Origin of the sequence: Vibrio sp. 10N.261.54.E10 (assembly GCF_002877735.2) — a bacterium.
GTDB lineage: Bacteria > Pseudomonadota > Gammaproteobacteria > Enterobacterales > Vibrionaceae > Vibrio > Vibrio crassostreae_C.
Window position 1 is genome coordinate 1333791 of sequence record NZ_MCXE02000001.1, and the last position, 17607, is coordinate 1351397.

Genomic DNA, 17607 nt, shown 5'->3' on the forward strand with positions numbered 1-17607 from the left:
TGAAAAGGGCTCCGAATCATGAATAACATCAAGTATAGCGACGTTATTTCTGTTTTATTGTTGAAGCGTAATCACTTGTTATTAAATCAAGCTCTTACAGCTGAGCTTCAACTTTCTTAGCCACTTCTTCAGAAACCCATGGGTGCCATACTTCTGGGAATTTACTTAAGAAATGCAGACTCGCTTCTTCGCCATCAGCTTGGTTGTCTTCCATCCAAGCAAGTAGCGAGTTCATTTTGTCGTTTGTGAAACCACGTTTAGTAAAGTAGTCGTACGCTTCAGGAGCACGTGACGCAAAACTTTCAGTGGTAATCGTGTGGACAGGTGAAGGCGGGTACATGGTTGCTTTTGGCGATTCACAATCTTCTTTGGTGGTACAGTTAAGGAACTCTTCCTCATTAACGCCACTGCCAAAGTCGACTTTAACCATGTCGTATTTACCTAGAACAGCGGTCGGTGCCCAGTAGTAACCAAACCAAGCTTCTTCACGTTCATAAGCTTTTGCGATAGAGCCAGATAAGCCGGCACTCGAGCCTGGATCAACAATCGTGAAACCGCTGTTTTCTAGCTCAAGAGCATTAAACAAGTTTCCGGCGCTGATCTGACAGTTCCAGCCTGCAGGGCAGCTGTAGAATGCAGATGTATCTGGGTCTTCAGGGTGTTTAAATAAGCTTGCGTTTTTGCGTACGCCTTCGATGGTTGCCATTTCAGGGTACTGTTTTACTAGGTAAGCTGGAACCCAAAAGCCTTCTTCGCCGCCGTTCACAAGTGCTTTACCTGCGTAGCGAAGACGTTTTTCTTCAACACCTTTATCTAATGCGTCTTTTAAGCTGTTGCTCCAAAGTTCAGGTGCAACATCAGGCTGGCCTTTTTCGATCATAGACGTGCCTGTTGGCATAGTGTCGCCAGGGATAAGTTCAGCATCACACCCATAACCATGTTCAAGGATGAATTGGTCGATATTGGCGATCAGTGTTGCAGAGTTCCAGTTCATATCTGCGATTGTTACGCTGCCACATTCTCCAGCGTTAGCATTACCGCTGGCTGCTGCTACTAACAAAAATACGGAGCTTAACTTGTATTTCATATTGAGTTTCCTTTCTCTTTAATAATACAACTAAGGTAACCAAGGTAAATTGATTATCTAAATTGCTCGATGGTGATCCTTTCCGTGTATTTGAACCATTTGAGCAGAAGGAGGGATGGGTGAAGTTTGAATAGATAAACGTGCAAAGTCAGTGAAGTGTGATTTGCCAATTCATCCACTGTGTTTCAACAGCCATCGGATAACTTTGTCAAACTATTACAAATTCGTCAAAAACCACCTCTATTTATAATCTTAGGGAATAATCGTACGAATTCCATCTTTGATGCGATTTACATGGCACTTTAATCGTCTGTGTCACATTACCGCTAAAGTTAGGTATGGGGCTGTTGATTTCTGAAGGGATTTACAGGTGGTAAGACCATGGTTGGCGTGTGTGAAATGCGTTGAATGGTTTTTAAAATCTTATTTTTAATAATAACTTCGCCAAAAATACCCAATTTGGTTTTGAGTTATTCAGAGCTTTTGGAGCTTGAAGTCTAATAGGATAGGTGGCTGTCATGGTTTAATGACAGCCAGAAAGTAGCAAAAGAAAGTTACATCGGAAGGTTCAAAAACTCATTTCGATACAGCTTGTTTGCCAAGCTATCGCGAAGCTTAACGGGGATAAATTTCATTCGATTGATTTGTCTGACCAACTCTTGTGCAAAGCTAGGAGTTTGTTTCATGTTCATCACACTGCCCATTAGATTGATACTCTGAGCATCAAGCAGCTTTTTCGCTTGTTCTAGGTGGTGAGTTGACGTTTCACCATAGGCGACAACCATCAATGTGCTGTCACAGGCACTTGCAACAGACTGTGCAGGGATATTCCCTTTGTTAATGTTGAGAAGCGGTGAGGTGTCGATGATGACTCTGTCGTATTTCTCTAGCCATTTGTTGACCACTTTTTGTAACGTTGTCGGATCTTTATAAGCCAATTGCGTTGAAGCAACTTGTGGAGCAGGTACACCGATAAACGTACGCTGAGATTCAACATGTTCAATCAATTGACCTTGCTGATTATCTTCTAGCATATTCAAATCTTTGAAAGCAGGGTTGAATAAGTTGAGATCAACATAAAGTGTTGAATGACCCGCAAGAAGAAAACGCTCAGCTAGTGCGGTTGCAATAGATGTTACTCCGTCACCTGAATGGCAGGCGGTGACGCATATTGATTTTTGGCCGTTAAGTTCAGAAGCTAAATACAGTTGCTCGACTTCGGCATGGGTCGCTGAAATTGTCATTATAAAGCTCCTATTAATACGATGGTGGTGGTGATACGCAGTATGTCATCAAGTCCGACGCGTGCTTTTTCAATAAAGCTTTCGCGACGGTCTGGGATGTAAATCGTGTCACCAGCGCGTAGCACCGGCAAGTTGTAAATGTTCGCCGTTTTGCTGAATTCAACAAGGTCAAAAGTACGAGCCTGACCTTGGCAGCAAGACATATTGACGATGGTAATTTTTTCTACATAAGCATTGTCGGTAGGTCCTGCTGCTTCTGCCAGAATATCTAGAATGGTCATGTTGTCGTTGAACACATAACGCCCCGGATTGTTAATCGCACCAAGCACACGAACGGTTTCTTCTTTCGGTGTATCTAACCAGTTTTTGCCTTTCTCTGGGATGTAAATCGTGTCGCCAGTGGTTACGTTTGGCAGTAACGATTCGTCACCGGTTTCGAAGTACAGTGATAAGTTAAGTTTGCTTACTTGCGAATAGGTTTTGTCACGATGCGTTACTCGAACGTTGTGGATGTCGGCATCCTTTGTTGGACCGTCAGCCGCAGACAAGATATCAAGGAAGTGCATGTCTTTGGTGAAGCGGTAACGACCGGGTGCATTCACTTGTCCAAAGATGTAGATCGAAGCATCAGAGCTTTGACGAACCCATTGTGATTTATTGTCTGAAGGATCTTGTGGCAAGTCGTGAACACGCACGATAGAGCCCGCTCGAATTTGTGGCATTTGGTCACGTGGCGCACCATTTCGAATAAAATCATCAAGGTTAAACACAACTAGCTTTCTACCAGTAACAACTTCGATTTTCGATGTGTCAGCGCGTAGCGTAGGGCCACCGACGTGTGCCAATAATCCCATGAAATTCATTTCATCTGACCATTCAATACGACCAGGTCGATTCACCTCACCAATCACGTTAACTGCTCTGTCTGGCGTGATTTTCAACCAAGACTTCTCGTTCATGTCGGTTTTCTCGGGAACGAAAATCGCGTCACCAGCTTTGATGCTAGGAGGGTTAGAGTTAGGTAAGCCTTCAGTGTAAGCCGCTAAATCGAATTTAAGCACTCTGCCATCTGCTTTGATAACACGGATTTGTCGTGACTCTGCAAATCGAGTTGGGCCGCCCGCATTCGCCAAGATATCCATAAAGGTCGCGTCTCTTTTGCCTTCAAAAGCACCAGGGGCTGCGACTTCGCCCATTACGTAAACCATGTTGGCGCCGGATTTGATCTCTTCTTCTTGCTTGGGAACGAAAATGGTCGCACCCGGGCGTAAAATTGGAAGCAGACTTTCGTCACCAGAATCTAAGTAACGTTTTAGGTTGAATAGCGTTGGGGTGTTGTTCGAAATCACTCGGATTTGCTCAACACTGGCATAACGAGTTACGCCGCCCGAACGCATAAGTACGTCGACAAGGTCGGTGTTCTCTTTGTAAGTGAACGAACCCGGCGCGTTCACCTCACCAAACACTTTGATGGAGTTACGAGAATCAGCACTGTCACCTGAGTTAGCAAGCTTTGCTGCGTCAAACTCTTGCTCGATGTTACCGACTAATGGAGAAGCTGGAACGAATAGTGAATCCAGTGATTGAAGAGTAGGTAATGCTGACTCGTCTCCTGAATCAAGGAATCGTTTGTAGTTAAACTCTTTCTTATCTGCGCCTCGCTTAAGAATCAGCTTATCCAGTTGCGCGCCCGGGCGTAAACCACCCGCAGCGTAAAGTGCCATTTGGATGCTAGAACCTAATGAGAGCGTGTATTCGCCAGGCTGTTCTACATAACCTTGCACGTAGATGATGATTTGCTGCTCTTTTACATACACTGAAGCGTTCGAAAGATCTTTGTAAGCGGTTGCCAGCGACTCTAGAACGACTTTGTTAAGCTGTTCGCTGTCGTAACCCGCAACAAACACAGCGCCTACTTCTGGAAGAGTAATACGGCCACGCTTATCCACTTGGAACCCCGTGTTTAAGGTACTTTCACCGGGTACGTTAACTTGGATTAGATCACCGACTTGAACCGCGTCTGAAAACTCATCGTTAGCATTGACGACATTCGCAAAGCATAACGATAGGGTGATGATAAAAGCGATCAAGGATTTCATAATCCACCTCCCATTTTCTCGGCATTCTTAGGCGAGACAATTTCAATACTTACTCGGCGGTTCGTTAAACGCGTGCCGTCGGATTCACCTTCAAAAAGAGGGACGGTTTCGCCAACAGAGACGGCTTTGATTCGTTGAGCGCCTAGTCCAAAAATAGTCAGGTAGCGTTCGACTTGTTTCGCTCGTCCAAGTGCTAACTTGTCGTTGTATTCTTCGGCACCCGTTGCATCAGCATGGCCGGTAACAACAAGGTCTAGGGATTTGTGTTCTTTAAGTAAAGTGGTCGCCTCGGCCAGTCTTCCCATATATTTAGGATTTACTTCAGTCGAGTTTTCCGCAAATTGGTTGTCAACATTAAGCAGGTCATACAACTGTTCAATAACCGACAGTTGCATTCTAAATTGATTTTCATTTTTTGGTGGCTCACAGCGGGCTTGTGAAGTTACGTAATCCAGTTGGACCTCAAGTTCATTTAGGCGTTTTCTTTGGATCACTAAGTCGTTGGCTGCATCCAGTAGTAGACCGCCTTGAAGTTCACGAGCAATACGATTTTGCTTTTCGATTGCTTGAACAACAGCAGCTGGGAAACACCAACGAGCACCTTCTTGGATCAAAGCATCAAGGTGCAATTTAGCGAGCTGCCAATCAAAGCGTAATCCATGTTCTGGACCAAGAGGCTCGTCTGGCATGACAGGAGAGAAGTCTGAGTTTTGATAGTTAATAGAATCGTAACTTTCAGCCAAACCCCCTGTGCCTTGTTCAGGATAGCTAGTACAGCCACCCAGAACGAGAGCGGACAGAGAAAGGGCTATGTAGTTTTTCAGTGTTTTCATGCCAACGTCCTATGTTTCTAATTTTTCTTATTATTTTTTGTTACTTCTAGCTTAGTGGGTCTTCATGAATTTGCAGGATTTTTTGAATTTACTGGGATAGCGTGGCCAATACGCAGCAAGCTCATAATTTCAAGCGGTTGCCCCGTCACATTTTCAAGTCGCATATTGCGCTCGCGTTCAGTCAGACGTTTGAACATATAAACAATTGCGCCAACCCCAGATGAATCTAAAAACTCAACTTGGCTAAAATCAACTTCGATTTCAGGGTGGCCATCGTTAGAAATCACATCATCGATGTCGGTTTGTGCATCACGACTGCCTGCTGCATCCAGATCACCGAAAATAGAAAGTATCAGTGTCGTTGTGTTTAAATCAATCTTACGTAGTTCCATAGCGATATCTCCTTTTAAGTATGTATGGACAACTGCACTGAATGTGCCAACTTTTATGTTGTTATTTTTCAATAAGTTATGTTTAGTACGAATTCCTATCTCAAATTGAGAAAAGACGTTTCTCAATATGAGAACTAAAAACGGCGGAATATATGAGAGTTATAGGTCATTAATTTAATGAATAAATGAAAAGGTTAGATAAGGTTGATGAGTGGATCGCATCTTCTAGCAAAGGTTGTCTACATACTTGTCAGAACGCTTAGGATTAAAGGCGTTTGTTGACCACTACAGATATCAATACGGAGCAGATGATGAGATTAACTAAATTGGCGATAGCAACTCTATGGGCGTGTTCGCTCTCTTCTCATTCATCCTATTTACCTCCCGACCATTTGGTACTGGCCAATACATACCAACAAGGCATTGATGTTTCTGAATACTGGAAGAGTGAAAAGCTTGATGGGATTCGGGCTCTTTGGGACGGACAACATCTTTATACACGCAATGGTAATCGCATTTACTCACCCAAGTGGTTTACTGAAAACTTGCCTAAGGTCCATCTCGAAGGAGAGTTGTGGGCAGGAAGGGGCAAGTTCCACCTTGTTCAATCTACCGTTCTCGACCATACGCCGAGTGACACAGCATGGCGCCAAATCGATTTCATGCTGTTTGATATGCCCGGCGCTGCGGGAGATTATCAAAAGCGCTATTACAACATTTTGCATTGGGTAAGCGTGATTGGAGAATCTCATGTCAGCTACATAGAACATGTACCAATTCACAGTGAAGAGGCTTTGTTTCATCAACTTGATAATGTCGATGAGCGTAATGGCGAAGGTTTGATGCTTAGAAAAATCACCAGTCGTTATCAAGCAGGCCGAAGTAATGATTTGGTAAAGCTTAAAAGGCATCACGATGCCGAAGCCACGGTTATTGGCTATAGGGGTGGGACAGGGAAGTACAAAGGGATGATGGGGTCAATTCTGGTTCACACAGAAGAGGGTGTGGAATTTTATATAGGTAGCGGGTTCACTGACCAAATGAGACTTGTACCGCCAGAGATCGGCAGCCGTATTACCTTTCGCTACAATGGTTTTACTCAAAACGGAAAACCCAAGTTTGCCCGCTTTGTACGAGAGAAGAGTGAATATTAAGGCAGATACGATCTACCTAACCATTAAACGAAAAAGAGCCCTGAAAATCAGAGCTCTTTTTTGTGTTCGAAATCAGATAGACCGACTAAGCGAGTGCGAATCTAACGAGAACTAAATTCTAACTGTACGTCATCATCCTGCTTGTGCATCCAGTGTAAGCGCATACCTAGCATAATCGCTGCTGATGTTAGACCGACAATGAAACCAATCCAGAAGCCGTGCGCGCCCATAGGTTCAACAATCCAATCTTTCATTCCTAAGATGTAGCCGATAGGAAGGCCAAGCAACCAGTAAGCAACGAAGGTAATGTTGAAGATTGAACGCATGTCTTTGTAGCCACGCAGAGCACCTGCAGCGATAACTTGGATGGCATCAGTACATTGATAAACCGCCGCGAACAACAGCAACTGCATTGCAACGGTAATTACCGCAGTGTTCTCTGTGTAAAGTAATGCAACCTGTTCTCTGAACAGAATCGTTAACGCCGCTGTCATAAGGGCTGTCACTAAACCAACAATGATACCTACGTGTGTCGCGATCTTAGCGCCTTCGGTGTTGTTTTCGCCCAACTTATGCCCAACACGAATACTCACGGCTGCACCGATACTCATTGGAATCATGAAGACCAGCGAAGAGAAGTTGATCGCGACTTGGTGCGCGGCAACAATCAATGAACCTAATGGTGCAACTAACAGAGAAACCACCGCAAACAGAGTTACCTCGAAGAAGATAGCGGCCGCCACTGGGAAACCAAGTCTAAACAGACGAATTTGAGCTTTAAGTTGCGGCTTATGGAACGTACCGAAGATGTTAATTTTCGCCAAACGCTTTGATGTTAAAACGTAAGCGAACAGCAGAGCAAACATCACCCAATATACGATAGCCGTTGCAACGCCACAGCCAACACCACCCAGAGCAGGAGCACCAAGTTTTCCGTATACGAACATCCAGTTCAGCGGGATGTTTAATAGCAAGCCAATAAAACCAATCACCATCGCAGGCTTAGTTAAAGACATACCATCGGTAAAGCTTCGCAATGTTTGGAACAACAAAAATGCAGGTACAGCAAACATCACCGCATTCATATAGCCGATGGTCTTTTCCGCCATGAGTTGTTCAATGTCCATCCACTCCAATATCAATTGTGTCTGGAACAGTACGCCAATGATTGGAAGGGAAATGACGAGCGCTAAAAATGCGCCTTGTTGAATCTCAAATGGAATTTTGACTTGTCGACCAGAACCATTCAGCTGTGCAACGACAGGAACCAACGCCATCAATAAACCAACACCAAATAGGATTGATGGTAGCCAGATACTTGCTGCAATCGAAACCGCCGCCATATCGATAGCACTTACGCCACCGGCCATTACGGTATCAACAAAACCCATTCCAGTTTGTGCAACGGATGCGATCAATACTGGGGTCGCAAGTTTGATTAGATTCGAGGATTCTTCTTTGTAACGATGCACAAACAACTCCAAATAAGAGGGAAAATTAGAATAATAGTGTAGGAAAGGACATTCTGAAGGAATCAGAGACAATGATCTTAAGCTTCCACTGGACGAATCATAAAGAAATGTCACAATAACTGCTATGAAAAACTGTTACTAGAATGCTAAATAGGAATCTTATGTTTACAGGTATCGTTCAAGGCATGGCAACACTGGTTGCTATAAACAAAAAAGAGTTGTTTCAAACTCATACCATTGAGTTAAGTGACGAAATGGTTGAGGGGTTAGCAATTGGTGCTTCAGTAGCTCATAACGGTTGTTGCTTAACGGTAACGGAAATTTCTGGCAACCAGATTGCTTTTGATTTAATGCAAGCAACATTGCGATTGACGAACTTAGGCCAGCTGAATGTTGGTGACAAAGTGAATGTTGAGCGTGCAGCAAAGTTTGGTGACGAAATTGGCGGGCATAGCATGTCTGGCCACATTACTTTGATGGCTAATCTCGTTGATGTGATTAAGACAGAAAACAACCGCACGCTTTGGTTTGAGCTGCCTCAAGAATCAATGAAGTATGTGTTGAGCAAGGGCTACATCGGCGTTGATGGTTGTTCATTGACGATTGGTGAAGTGGAAGAGAACCGTTTCTCTGTTCACCTGATCCCAGAAACGCTGAATCGCACTCTGTTTGGCGCCCGTGAAGTAGGCGACCAAGTAAACATTGAGTTTGATCCTCAAACACAAGCGATTGTTGATACTGTTGAACGCGTACTAGCAAACCAAAAATAGTAGTTGCGGTTTATCAACAGCACTTGCTTAAAAAGCGCTGACTAAGTAAACCTCGAAGACATTAAAAAAGAGCACATTGAGTGCTCTTTTTCTATTTGTATGTATCTGCGTTTTTCTAGGCTAGCCTCAAAATCGAGGGTAGCTTTAAATCGGGGTGTAGATCCAACTCGACAAGAGAGTAGGTGTTAGAAGACTTGTTCGTCGTCTGCATCAATCGAGAGATTAATCCTGTCTCTTACTTCATCTACCTGCATGTCGAGGTGAATGGCATTGCAACATGCTGGGCAATCGTCATAAAAATCTTGGCTCCCATTAGAAGCATCAAGCGTTATGCTGATGGCATGCCCACAGTGGGGGCAGGAGACATGTTTCTCTGTGTATTTATGCATCGCGAATTCTCCTCACTGTAACTTGTTCCAATCGTAGTCACTTAATAGATCGCTGTAGCTTTATAGAACGACTTAGCTCGCTGTGATTGGTATTAAACAGCCTGTATCTTCTGAATACATGCTTCAGTTTGTGCTAAATATTCGCCGCCAAATTGATTGCAGTGGTTAAGAAGATGGTACAAGTTGTAAATGTCTTTCCGATCAGTATAGCCAACGTCGAGTGGATTGACGCTCTGGTAACCTTCATAAAACTCTTTAGGGAAACCTTCAAACAATTCCGTTAATGCCAAATCGCATTCATGGTCCCCCCAGTAACAAGCCGGGTCGTAACAGATTGGCCCAAAGGCTGAATTTGCTACATTGCCATTCCAAAGATCCCCATGAAGCAAAGAAGGGCGAGGGTTGTGGCCAGCAAGACGCATATTCACCACATCAACGATGTCATCGATATCACCAAACTCGATGCCTTTCTCTTTGAGCAGTTGCAGTTGGAAACCAATGCGTTGCTCAGAGAAAAAGCGACCCCATTTCTTATGCCAAGGGTTGGGTTGAAGTGTGCTGCCGATATAGTTGTCTTGGTCGCAACCAAACTCTTTTTGCTCGCCCCATTGATGAAGCCGCGCAAGCTGAACGCCGAAATCGAAGCTATTGTTGCCCGTCTCGAGCGGTTTGGTCGGCAAGTAATTCAGAATAATGAACGAGCACTCTTTGGTTTTGCCAATAAGCACCAACTCAGGAACGTAAACAGTGGAGGTTTCTCTTAACAAGCGTAAGTTCTCAGCTTCAATTTCAAACTTAGGTAAAAATTCTCGCTGATTCACTTTCACAAAGTAACGCTCATTACCATCGCTGATCATATAGCAATCGTTAATGTCGCCACCAGAAACCTTGGTACGTTCAGTAATCTGAAAGTTAAATAGAAGAGTATCTGAAAGTTGTTGAGAAATGGCCTGCCACATAGGAAATCCTCAAAGACTGAAAGTTAAAAAGATTGAAGGTTAGGAATACTGTTTGTTTAATAGCAATAGTTTAGGATAAATCTGAACAATTTATAGACGCACTCGTCAATGTTCTTAGCTCTTCTTCATCTTACGTAGAATCAATTGGCCGAATTGTGAACTCGAACTGATTCAAGCTCTTTGAAATACAAACATAAATTGAAAACCTAACGTGATGAAATAGTTTGGAACTGGTCTCACAATCGAAACGGTTTTGAACGCCACAAACTGGAAAAGAGGTTTGAGCTTGTTATTGTCTAGCGACTAAATAAAATGAGCTTTTAGAGTAAGTTGAAAGGGCTATTGTTAACTGGCGCAATACTTTGCTTCAAAGTTTGTCTTACACTTCTTTAGCGTGAATTTACTTATGTCGTAAGTAGGCAGGTATACCACATAAAGCTATATCGATTTAATTTTAAGCTGAAATACTAACTAGGATCATTTAAATGTGGTTTTGGGCAATAAAGTGATGACAAATAGCTTCATTTACATAGTATTAGGCAAGTACGTATTAATCTGCTCTAGAGCTTAAAACGGAGAATTATTGTGGTTGTAGAAACCGATGGCTATTTGGCTTTAATCGAGCACCTATCATTCAACCTTGATGTGTTTACCAATAGTAATGGTGATACTGGAAACGAAAGTGTCGAAGACATTGTTACCGACATGATTTCAACAAACATCATGGCTATTTTCGAGCAAAACCCAGAGTTGCATTCGAGCGTTCGTTTTCAACTTTTGAAAGAAGCAGATGCCGTAGTAGCGGATCTTGGTGAAGTATTAGCGGGTGTGTGGGCTAAGAAAGCGACTAACGAACAAATTGTATTCCTCGATGAGTACATCGCGTTAGTGAAGAACCTGTTTGATACTGCTGTTGCTAAATACGATTAACGGTTTGTTTGCTCATTTATCGTCGTAATTAATCAGCATAATAACAACGGGCGTTTAAGTCGTATCTTTCTAGAGTTACCTCGCTCAGCGGTTTATCTTTCGAACCGCTATAAACGCCTAAAGTGCCAAAACTTGGATGCCCAGTAAGGGTTATCTAACCTAGAAATAATGACACCTTTCGATGTCGAGGCATGTAGAAATTGGTTGTTTCCTAAATAAACGCCTACATGTCGCACCGTCATCGAAGTCTTGAAAAACACCAAGTCACCGCTTGTTGCCTGCCCATACGCAATTTCTTTTCCCTTTTTACTCTGGTCTTTTGTGGTTCTTGGTAGAGCTTGTTGAGTCGCATTTTGCACGGCGATTTGAACAAAAGCAGAGCAATCTATACCTCGAAATGAGGTCCCACCGAAATGGTATGGCACGCCTTTCCACTGTTCATACACGCTCATATAAGCGTTTGTAGTCAATTGTTCTGACTTTGATAGGGGTTTGTGTGCGGTTTGACTAAGCTGAGAAGGCGAAGGTGACGAGCTACAAGCAGCCAATGTTGCTAAAGTTATTGTAACTACAGCCATTTTTCTGATTTTCATATGTAACTCTTCTGACAAAAAACTGAAATAAAAACGTCATCAAGGACTTCTAGTATACGACCTAACTTAAGGATATCTCTTTTCGTAGTCAAACTGGATTTCACATGCCCGACACAAATTTATCAATAAAACCCTCACGTTATACATTCTCGCTCATTCAAACCGTCACTGCTGTATTTATTTCCATTCTTTTACTTGTTACTTTTTTATCAATGGTTAGCATTCGGGGCGTTGAACGGGTCGGGGGACATTTTGATGCACTCTCGGAACAAGCATTACCCCTTGCTCTACATAACGCCGAATTAACGCAAAGCGTATTAGAACAAGTAAAACTTCTCACTTACAGCACCCAATCAACCGACTTAGATACACTGAATGCCACAAGGGGCTCAATTGACCAACTCGCTACAGAGAGCAATACCACGCTAGAGGAACTCCTTTTTATCTCCCAATCTTTTCCTGATGCAATCTCTTTAGAGCAACAACAAAACCTTGTCGATGACATGGCGCAACTGCAAACCATGACCAACACGGTACTGCTGGCACAGATCGAAATTCAAAGTAAGCAAAATCTGATCGACAGTAAAATGGGCGAGTTCCGTTATGGCGTTGGATCTATCGGACCAGAAATGAATCGAATCAGCTCATTCTTGGTTGAAGACAACCCAGAAGCGAGCGATGCAGCGAACCGATTCACATCCAGTGCGTCTGCTATGGCGAACACCTTCTTGATGTTGATGATGCAACCTGACATTGATAAAGCACAAGACGAATACCGTCAATTGAGAAACCGAATCGCAGGCCTTAACTTGGCTTACAGCGATTTTGCCGATTGGCATCCAGACATCGTTGAGTTCGCGAGCTTGACGGCGCCTTACGAGATGGTGAAAGAAGGCTTTACCGAAGAAGGCGTAATCAAACAAATCCTCTTGAAACTCGAACTGGTTCAGCAGCAAGAGCAAAACTTAACGCAAGTCATTAACTTAGCGAACACCGTCATTAGCACATTGAATCAGCTGTCTTCCACCGCTTCCCACCTGATTGATGAAAGTGAACTGGTTGTAAATCAAACCATTACCAATATTGATCGTGTGTTGTTTATCAGCGGGCTAGTGATTGCCGTAATCATTGTGATTTCATGGTTCGTGTTACGCCGTTGGATGAATAAAGGGCTTAAAAACATAACTCAACAGTTGAGTTCACTGGCAGATCATGACTTCTCTAAACAGAGTGAATTACTGGGGCCGCTGGAGCTTCAAGTTATTACTTCAAAACTCAATACGGTCGTTGATTCAACCGCAGATTCGGTTCGTTTAGTAACGCGCAACTGTGAGACGCTTTATCAAACGGCAGAAGTAAGCCACGACGCTGCAGAGCAAACCAATTCGAGCCTGAATGAGCAGAACGAATCACTTCAGAATATGATCACCACCATTACGGAGCTGGAAGCATCGATTGGTGAGATTGCTCGTATCTCTAACGCATCGAACGACGATGCTCAAATAGCAGAAGATGAGTCAGTGAGTGGCAGCCAAGTGGTTGGCCTTAACCAACAACGATTACAAGCGCTTGAGCAATCTCTTAGCATGAGTGAAGAGTCGATGGCTGACTTGGATGGTCGAGTGAAACAGATTCGTGAAATGGTCGATATGATCAGCGGAATCGCTGAAAACACCAACTTATTGGCACTGAACGCTGCGATAGAAGCGGCGCGAGCAGGTGAACAAGGTCGAGGTTTTGCGGTAGTTGCAGACGAAGTGCGTAAATTGGCGAGCGGCACATCCCAGCAAACCACCAATATTCGTAGCATGATGAACGAACTAGTAGCGGCAGCAGATCGCTCACGTGCTTCTGTAACGGAATCGAGAAGTGAGATGGCCAATGCACTGGAAACCAGTGGCGATGTAAGACAAGCCTTCGAGAAAATCGAATTTGCGGTTAGCCAGATCAAAGGGCGTGTTGAGCAAATCATGGTGGCTACCGAAGAACAAGCTCGTGCAACTGTCGATGTTACCCATTCAATCACTCGAGTATCTGAGCAGGGCGAGAATACTAAGCTGCAACTTGAATCTATGATCGAGAGTTCAGAGCAAGTCGGAGAGATCGCAGGGCACCAACAAGCCATGCTTCATAAGTACGTGCTGAAATAGACGAGCGTGATAGTTAAGCTAGTGTGCGAAAGAGTTTAAGCACTAGCAGTACTTAATCATTAACTACGCTTATAACGACTATCGATACAGAAGCGCCCTTAAGTTCTCACAAGAATCTAAGGGCGTTTTGTTTTCGGATTAAGATAACTTTGGTATTAAGCTAAGGTTGGTCTCAATATAAGCTTGAGACTCAACTGAATTCGAACTTAATCTTTCGTTGTCGGGAATCGTGCAAATGGCTGACGTAACATTAAATCTAGCCGTTGCTCTTTACCATCTTGAATCTCGGGAACACCAATATGCACCTTGTCATGACCAAGCTTGGGTTGGGCGCGGTAAGTCTTAAACCAGATGTCCCACACTGATAAAAAGAAGCCAAAGTTTGAGTGCGTTTCCTTAACAATGACTGAGTGATGAACGCGGTGCATGTCTGGTGTCACAATCACTTTTCTCAATCGTTTATCGAACCATAGCGGAAGACGTGCATTACTGTGGTTAAACATCGCACTCGCATTAAGAACAATTTCAAATATCACGACCGCAATGACAGGCACACCAAGTGCGATCACCAAACTCACTTTGATGAGCATTGAAAGAATCATCTCAATAGGGTGAAAGCGCGTTCCGGTTGTGACATCAATATCTAGGTCCGCATGGTGAACTCGATGTAGCTTCCACAACCAAGGAACACGGTGAAACACCAAGTGCTGCAGGTAAATGGCGCAATCTAACAGTAATACGCAGACCAGAATGGTGAGTTCTTTCGGAAGTGACAGGGTATTGAACAGACCCCATTGGTTTTCTTGCGCAATGACCGCCGCTTGGAATGCTGCAATAGGAATCAGAGTGGCTAATAGAAAGCTGTTCAAAGCGACCAGCGCAAAGTTGTTTCCCCAACGAAACCACTTGTTTTGAGTCAGTGTTTTACGCGGAAAACGGTATTCCCAAAGCGCACACAATCCAAAAACGACAATAAAACAAACAAGGCGAAGCAGTGATGGGGCTTGCATGGGAATTCCTTCTATCATTCTAAGGACACTGTAAGTACAATCGTGCCACTTTTCTAGAGTTATCGTTATTGTCCATGAGAATCCACGCTTTTCACCGTTTATATCAACATCGTTTATCCATTGCTACCAAACCGTTTAATGCGCGCGGGTGTAAAGTCGTGCGATGTGAATTCTGCAAAATCAAACAAGACAGCTGTATCTGTGAGCATCAACCTAACGTTGATACGAACGTCGCGACTATGTTGATCTTGTCAGACAACGAAATCTTGAAGCCAAGTAACACTGGCCGTTTGATTGTTGATACGGTTAAAGACAGTTACGCCTACCTTTGGCATCGTACTGAGCCAAATCAAGAGATGTTGGATGTCCTCAAAGATGACAAATACCAACCTGTGATCGTATTCCCTGAAGACTATACCGACGACAAAACGCGCGTAGTTCAAGATCTGCCACAAATGCGTGACCCAAACAAAACACTATTGCTGATTTTCATTGATGGCAGTTGGCGCGAAGCACGACGTATCTTCCGTCGCTCAGAGTATCTGCAAGATTTACCGGTGTTGTCGATTGAGCCGGAATCGGTTTCTCAATACATGATGCGTAAGTCAGACAACGAACAACATCTATCAACGGCCGAAGTAGCGAGCTTAGTTTTGAAACAAGCCGGTGAAGAACAGGGCGCTAAGACTTTACAGCTATGGTTTGAAGCATTTCGTGAAAGCTACATGTTGAGTAAGACGCGTTATAAGTCCGATCCAACCAAACCAAGCCTGAATGCTTTCATAGAGCATACTAAAAGTGAGACGTCACTCTAACCTTTAACCGCTTTGTGCTGACTTGTTGTTCAAACAGATTCGAACACGAGATAAGTTTGTTATCTATCACGGTTTGTAGGGGGAGTGTTATGGATAATGCTTCCTAGTTGTTTAATTTAAAAATTTTATTTGCCCGAATTTAGGGAAAAATTGGAGAGATTTCATGTATTACGGCTTCGATGTTGGCGGCACAAAAATTGAATTTGGTGCGTTCAATGAAAAACTTGAGCGAGTAGCAACAGAACGCGTACCAACGCCTACTGAAGATTATCAACTGCTACTTGATACGATTGCCGGTTTGGTGAAGAAGTACGACAGTGAATTTTCTTGCGAAGGTAAAATTGGTCTTGGTCTTCCTGGTATGGAAGATGCTGACGACGGCACAATGCTGGTTGTTAACGTGCCAGCTTCAACGGGGAAACCACTACGTAAAGACCTAGAAGCACTTATTGGTCGTAGTGTGAAAATTGAAAATGATGCGAATTGCTTTGCGCTTTCAGAAGCGTGGGATGACGAGCTTAAAGACGAACCATCAGTAGCAGGCCTAATTCTAGGTACTGGTTTTGGTGGCGGGTTAGTTTACGAAGGCAAAGTGTTCTCTGGTCGTAACCACGTTGCTGGTGAACTGGGCCATATGCGTCTTCCTATTGATGCTTGGTTCCACCTTGGCGACAACGCACCGTTACTCGGTTGTGGTTGTGGCAAGAAAGGTTGTCTAGACAGCTACCTATCAGGTCGTGGCTTTGAATTGATTTACGAGCACTACTTCGGCGAGAAGAAGAAAGCAATCGAGATCATTCAAGCGTACAACGAAGGTGAAGCAAAAGCGGCTGAGCACGTTGATCGTTTCATGGAGCTATTGGCTATCTGTTTCGCGAACCTGTTTACCGGTCTTGATCCACACGTAGTTGCATTGGGTGGCGGTCTTTCAAACTTCGAACTTATCTACGAAGAGATGCCAAAGCGTATCCCTAAATACCTACTGTCTGTAGCGAAATGTCCAAAGATCATCAAAGCGAAGCATGGTGATTCAGGCGGCGTTCGTGGTGCTGCATTCCTTAACATTAAGTAATCGTGACTTAAGTTAAGCTAGCTAAGGTTAGATAGTTAAAAAGTACAAATAAAAATGCCGCAATCTCGAAAGAGGTTGCGGCATTTTTTATTGTTCGGTGCTTTCGTTTCTTTAGCTGTTAGCTGTTAACTACAAACGAAAAGCTAGAAACGACATATCAAGAAAAGAGCCAAGAGGGCTTACTTCTTCTTTTTACCAACACCAAGGTTGTCTTTTTGCTTCAACGTAAGCTTAGTAAAGCCAAGCTTGCGGAAATAGTTGTCTTGGTAGTTACGAACCGCTTTAGTATCAGAAATAAACTCAAGCTGTTGCTCAGTTTTTAGGTACTCAGTGATGTCGATACCTTCGGCTGCAGCTACAGCTTCTTGGATCGTGCGGTGTTCTTGTTTCGAAAACAGTAACTCTTTGTCTTCGTCTTTGTAAGTGTACAGAATGGTACGAGCCATGATGCTCTCCAATAGAATTATTACTTTGCGCGCACTCTACATAAAAACAGTACGTGGCTCAAGGTTATGATAAGAAATCTTAAGATTATCGTTCTAACGTTTAGCGTAATTTAAGCTATTTGTCTTTTAGGCAACGAACAGGTTGTCTTTCACGAAACGAAAAGAACAAAAAGCCCCTTAACATCGAAAGCT

The 17607-nt window shown here is 43.5% G+C and carries 17 protein-coding genes; 6 read left to right on the plus strand and 11 right to left on the minus strand.

The genetic code is table 11. The features are described 5' to 3' along the window. Positions 1–94: 94 nt before the first annotated feature. The 5 genes from BCU07_RS05995 to BCU07_RS06015 all read right to left on the minus strand — a co-directional run bounded on the left by BCU07_RS05995 (position 95) and on the right by BCU07_RS06015 (position 5655). A complete protein-coding gene (locus tag BCU07_RS05995; protein ID WP_102428869.1) occupies positions 95–1087 on the minus strand; it encodes an ABC transporter substrate-binding protein in 993 nt (330 codons plus the stop codon). 554 nt (positions 1088–1641) lie between these two features. After that, positions 1642–2331 (minus strand): tyrosine-protein kinase family protein, encoded by a 690-nt coding sequence (locus tag BCU07_RS06000; RefSeq protein ID WP_102428868.1) that lies wholly within the window; start codon positions 2329–2331, stop codon positions 1642–1644. Beyond that, on the minus strand, positions 2331–4430 hold the full coding sequence (locus tag BCU07_RS06005; protein WP_017067079.1) for an SLBB domain-containing protein: 2100 nt from the start codon (positions 4428–4430) through the stop codon (positions 2331–2333). Before BCU07_RS06005 ends, BCU07_RS06000 begins: the two co-directional genes overlap by 1 nt. Next, positions 4427–5263: an OmpA family protein gene (locus BCU07_RS06010; protein WP_102428867.1), complete on the minus strand. Its 837-nt coding sequence runs from the start codon at positions 5261–5263 to the stop codon at positions 4427–4429. Before BCU07_RS06010 ends, BCU07_RS06005 begins: the two co-directional genes overlap by 4 nt. 62 nt (positions 5264–5325) lie before the next feature. After that, positions 5326–5655, minus strand: coding sequence for an STAS domain-containing protein (locus BCU07_RS06015; RefSeq protein WP_102333326.1), 330 nt, complete (start codon positions 5653–5655; stop codon positions 5326–5328). 311 nt (positions 5656–5966) lie between these two features. Between BCU07_RS06015 and BCU07_RS06020 the strand changes: the two genes are divergently transcribed. Continuing rightward, on the plus strand, positions 5967–6809 hold the full coding sequence (locus BCU07_RS06020; RefSeq protein WP_102428866.1) for a DNA ligase: 843 nt from the start codon (positions 5967–5969) through the stop codon (positions 6807–6809). Between the two features lie 101 nt (positions 6810–6910). Here BCU07_RS06020 and BCU07_RS06025 read toward each other — a convergent pair whose 3' ends face one another. Continuing rightward, complete coding sequence (locus BCU07_RS06025; protein WP_102428865.1) at positions 6911–8281, minus strand: MATE family efflux transporter; 1371 nt, start codon at positions 8279–8281, stop codon at positions 6911–6913. Positions 8282–8442: 161 nt separating this feature from the next. Between BCU07_RS06025 and BCU07_RS06030 the strand changes: the two genes are divergently transcribed. Beyond that, positions 8443–9051 carry a riboflavin synthase subunit alpha gene (locus BCU07_RS06030; RefSeq protein ID WP_102428864.1) on the plus strand — a complete coding sequence of 203 codons (609 nt, stop codon included), beginning with the start codon at positions 8443–8445 and terminating at the stop codon, positions 9049–9051. A gap of 185 nt (positions 9052–9236) precedes the next feature. Here BCU07_RS06030 and BCU07_RS06035 read toward each other — a convergent pair whose 3' ends face one another. Together BCU07_RS06035 and BCU07_RS06040 are read right to left on the minus strand one after the other, a co-directional pair. After that, on the minus strand, positions 9237–9440 hold the full coding sequence (locus BCU07_RS06035; RefSeq protein ID WP_004733789.1) for a CPXCG motif-containing cysteine-rich protein: 204 nt from the start codon (positions 9438–9440) through the stop codon (positions 9237–9239). Between the two features lie 92 nt (positions 9441–9532). Then, the gene (locus BCU07_RS06040; RefSeq protein ID WP_102393724.1) at positions 9533–10399 is read right to left on the minus strand and encodes a fructosamine kinase family protein; all 867 of its coding nucleotides are present in this window, start codon (positions 10397–10399) and stop codon (positions 9533–9535) included. 585 nt (positions 10400–10984) lie between these two features. On the opposite strand from BCU07_RS06040, the gene BCU07_RS06045 reads away from it, so the two are divergent. Beyond that, a complete protein-coding gene (locus BCU07_RS06045; protein WP_010440912.1) occupies positions 10985–11329 on the plus strand; it encodes a DUF3802 family protein in 345 nt (114 codons plus the stop codon). A 107-nt stretch (positions 11330–11436) separates the two neighbouring features. Here BCU07_RS06045 and BCU07_RS06050 read toward each other — a convergent pair whose 3' ends face one another. Further along, positions 11437–11922 carry a C40 family peptidase gene (locus tag BCU07_RS06050; protein WP_102428863.1) on the minus strand — a complete coding sequence of 162 codons (486 nt, stop codon included), beginning with the start codon at positions 11920–11922 and terminating at the stop codon, positions 11437–11439. A 104-nt stretch (positions 11923–12026) separates the two neighbouring features. On the opposite strand from BCU07_RS06050, the gene BCU07_RS06055 reads away from it, so the two are divergent. Beyond that, positions 12027–14072: a methyl-accepting chemotaxis protein gene (locus tag BCU07_RS06055; RefSeq protein ID WP_102428862.1), complete on the plus strand. Its 2046-nt coding sequence runs from the start codon at positions 12027–12029 to the stop codon at positions 14070–14072. 206 nt (positions 14073–14278) lie between these two features. On the opposite strand, the gene BCU07_RS06060 is transcribed toward BCU07_RS06055, so the two are convergent. Continuing rightward, complete coding sequence (locus tag BCU07_RS06060) at positions 14279–15082, minus strand: sterol desaturase family protein (protein ID WP_102428861.1); 804 nt, start codon at positions 15080–15082, stop codon at positions 14279–14281. 68 nt (positions 15083–15150) lie between these two features. Between BCU07_RS06060 and BCU07_RS06065 the strand changes: the two genes are divergently transcribed. Both BCU07_RS06065 and nagK read left to right on the plus strand, forming a co-directional pair. Continuing rightward, the gene (locus BCU07_RS06065; RefSeq protein ID WP_017080483.1) at positions 15151–15897 is read left to right on the plus strand and encodes a tRNA-uridine aminocarboxypropyltransferase; all 747 of its coding nucleotides are present in this window, start codon (positions 15151–15153) and stop codon (positions 15895–15897) included. 163 nt (positions 15898–16060) lie between these two features. Next, positions 16061–16969 carry an N-acetylglucosamine kinase gene (gene nagK / locus BCU07_RS06070; protein WP_017068179.1) on the plus strand — a complete coding sequence of 303 codons (909 nt, stop codon included), beginning with the start codon at positions 16061–16063 and terminating at the stop codon, positions 16967–16969. A 179-nt stretch (positions 16970–17148) separates the two neighbouring features. Here the strand turns inward: nagK and BCU07_RS06075 are convergent, their stop codons facing one another. Continuing rightward, complete coding sequence (locus BCU07_RS06075; RefSeq protein WP_004733780.1) at positions 17149–17415, minus strand: DUF2960 family protein; 267 nt, start codon at positions 17413–17415, stop codon at positions 17149–17151. Between the last annotated feature and the right edge of the window lie 192 nt (positions 17416–17607).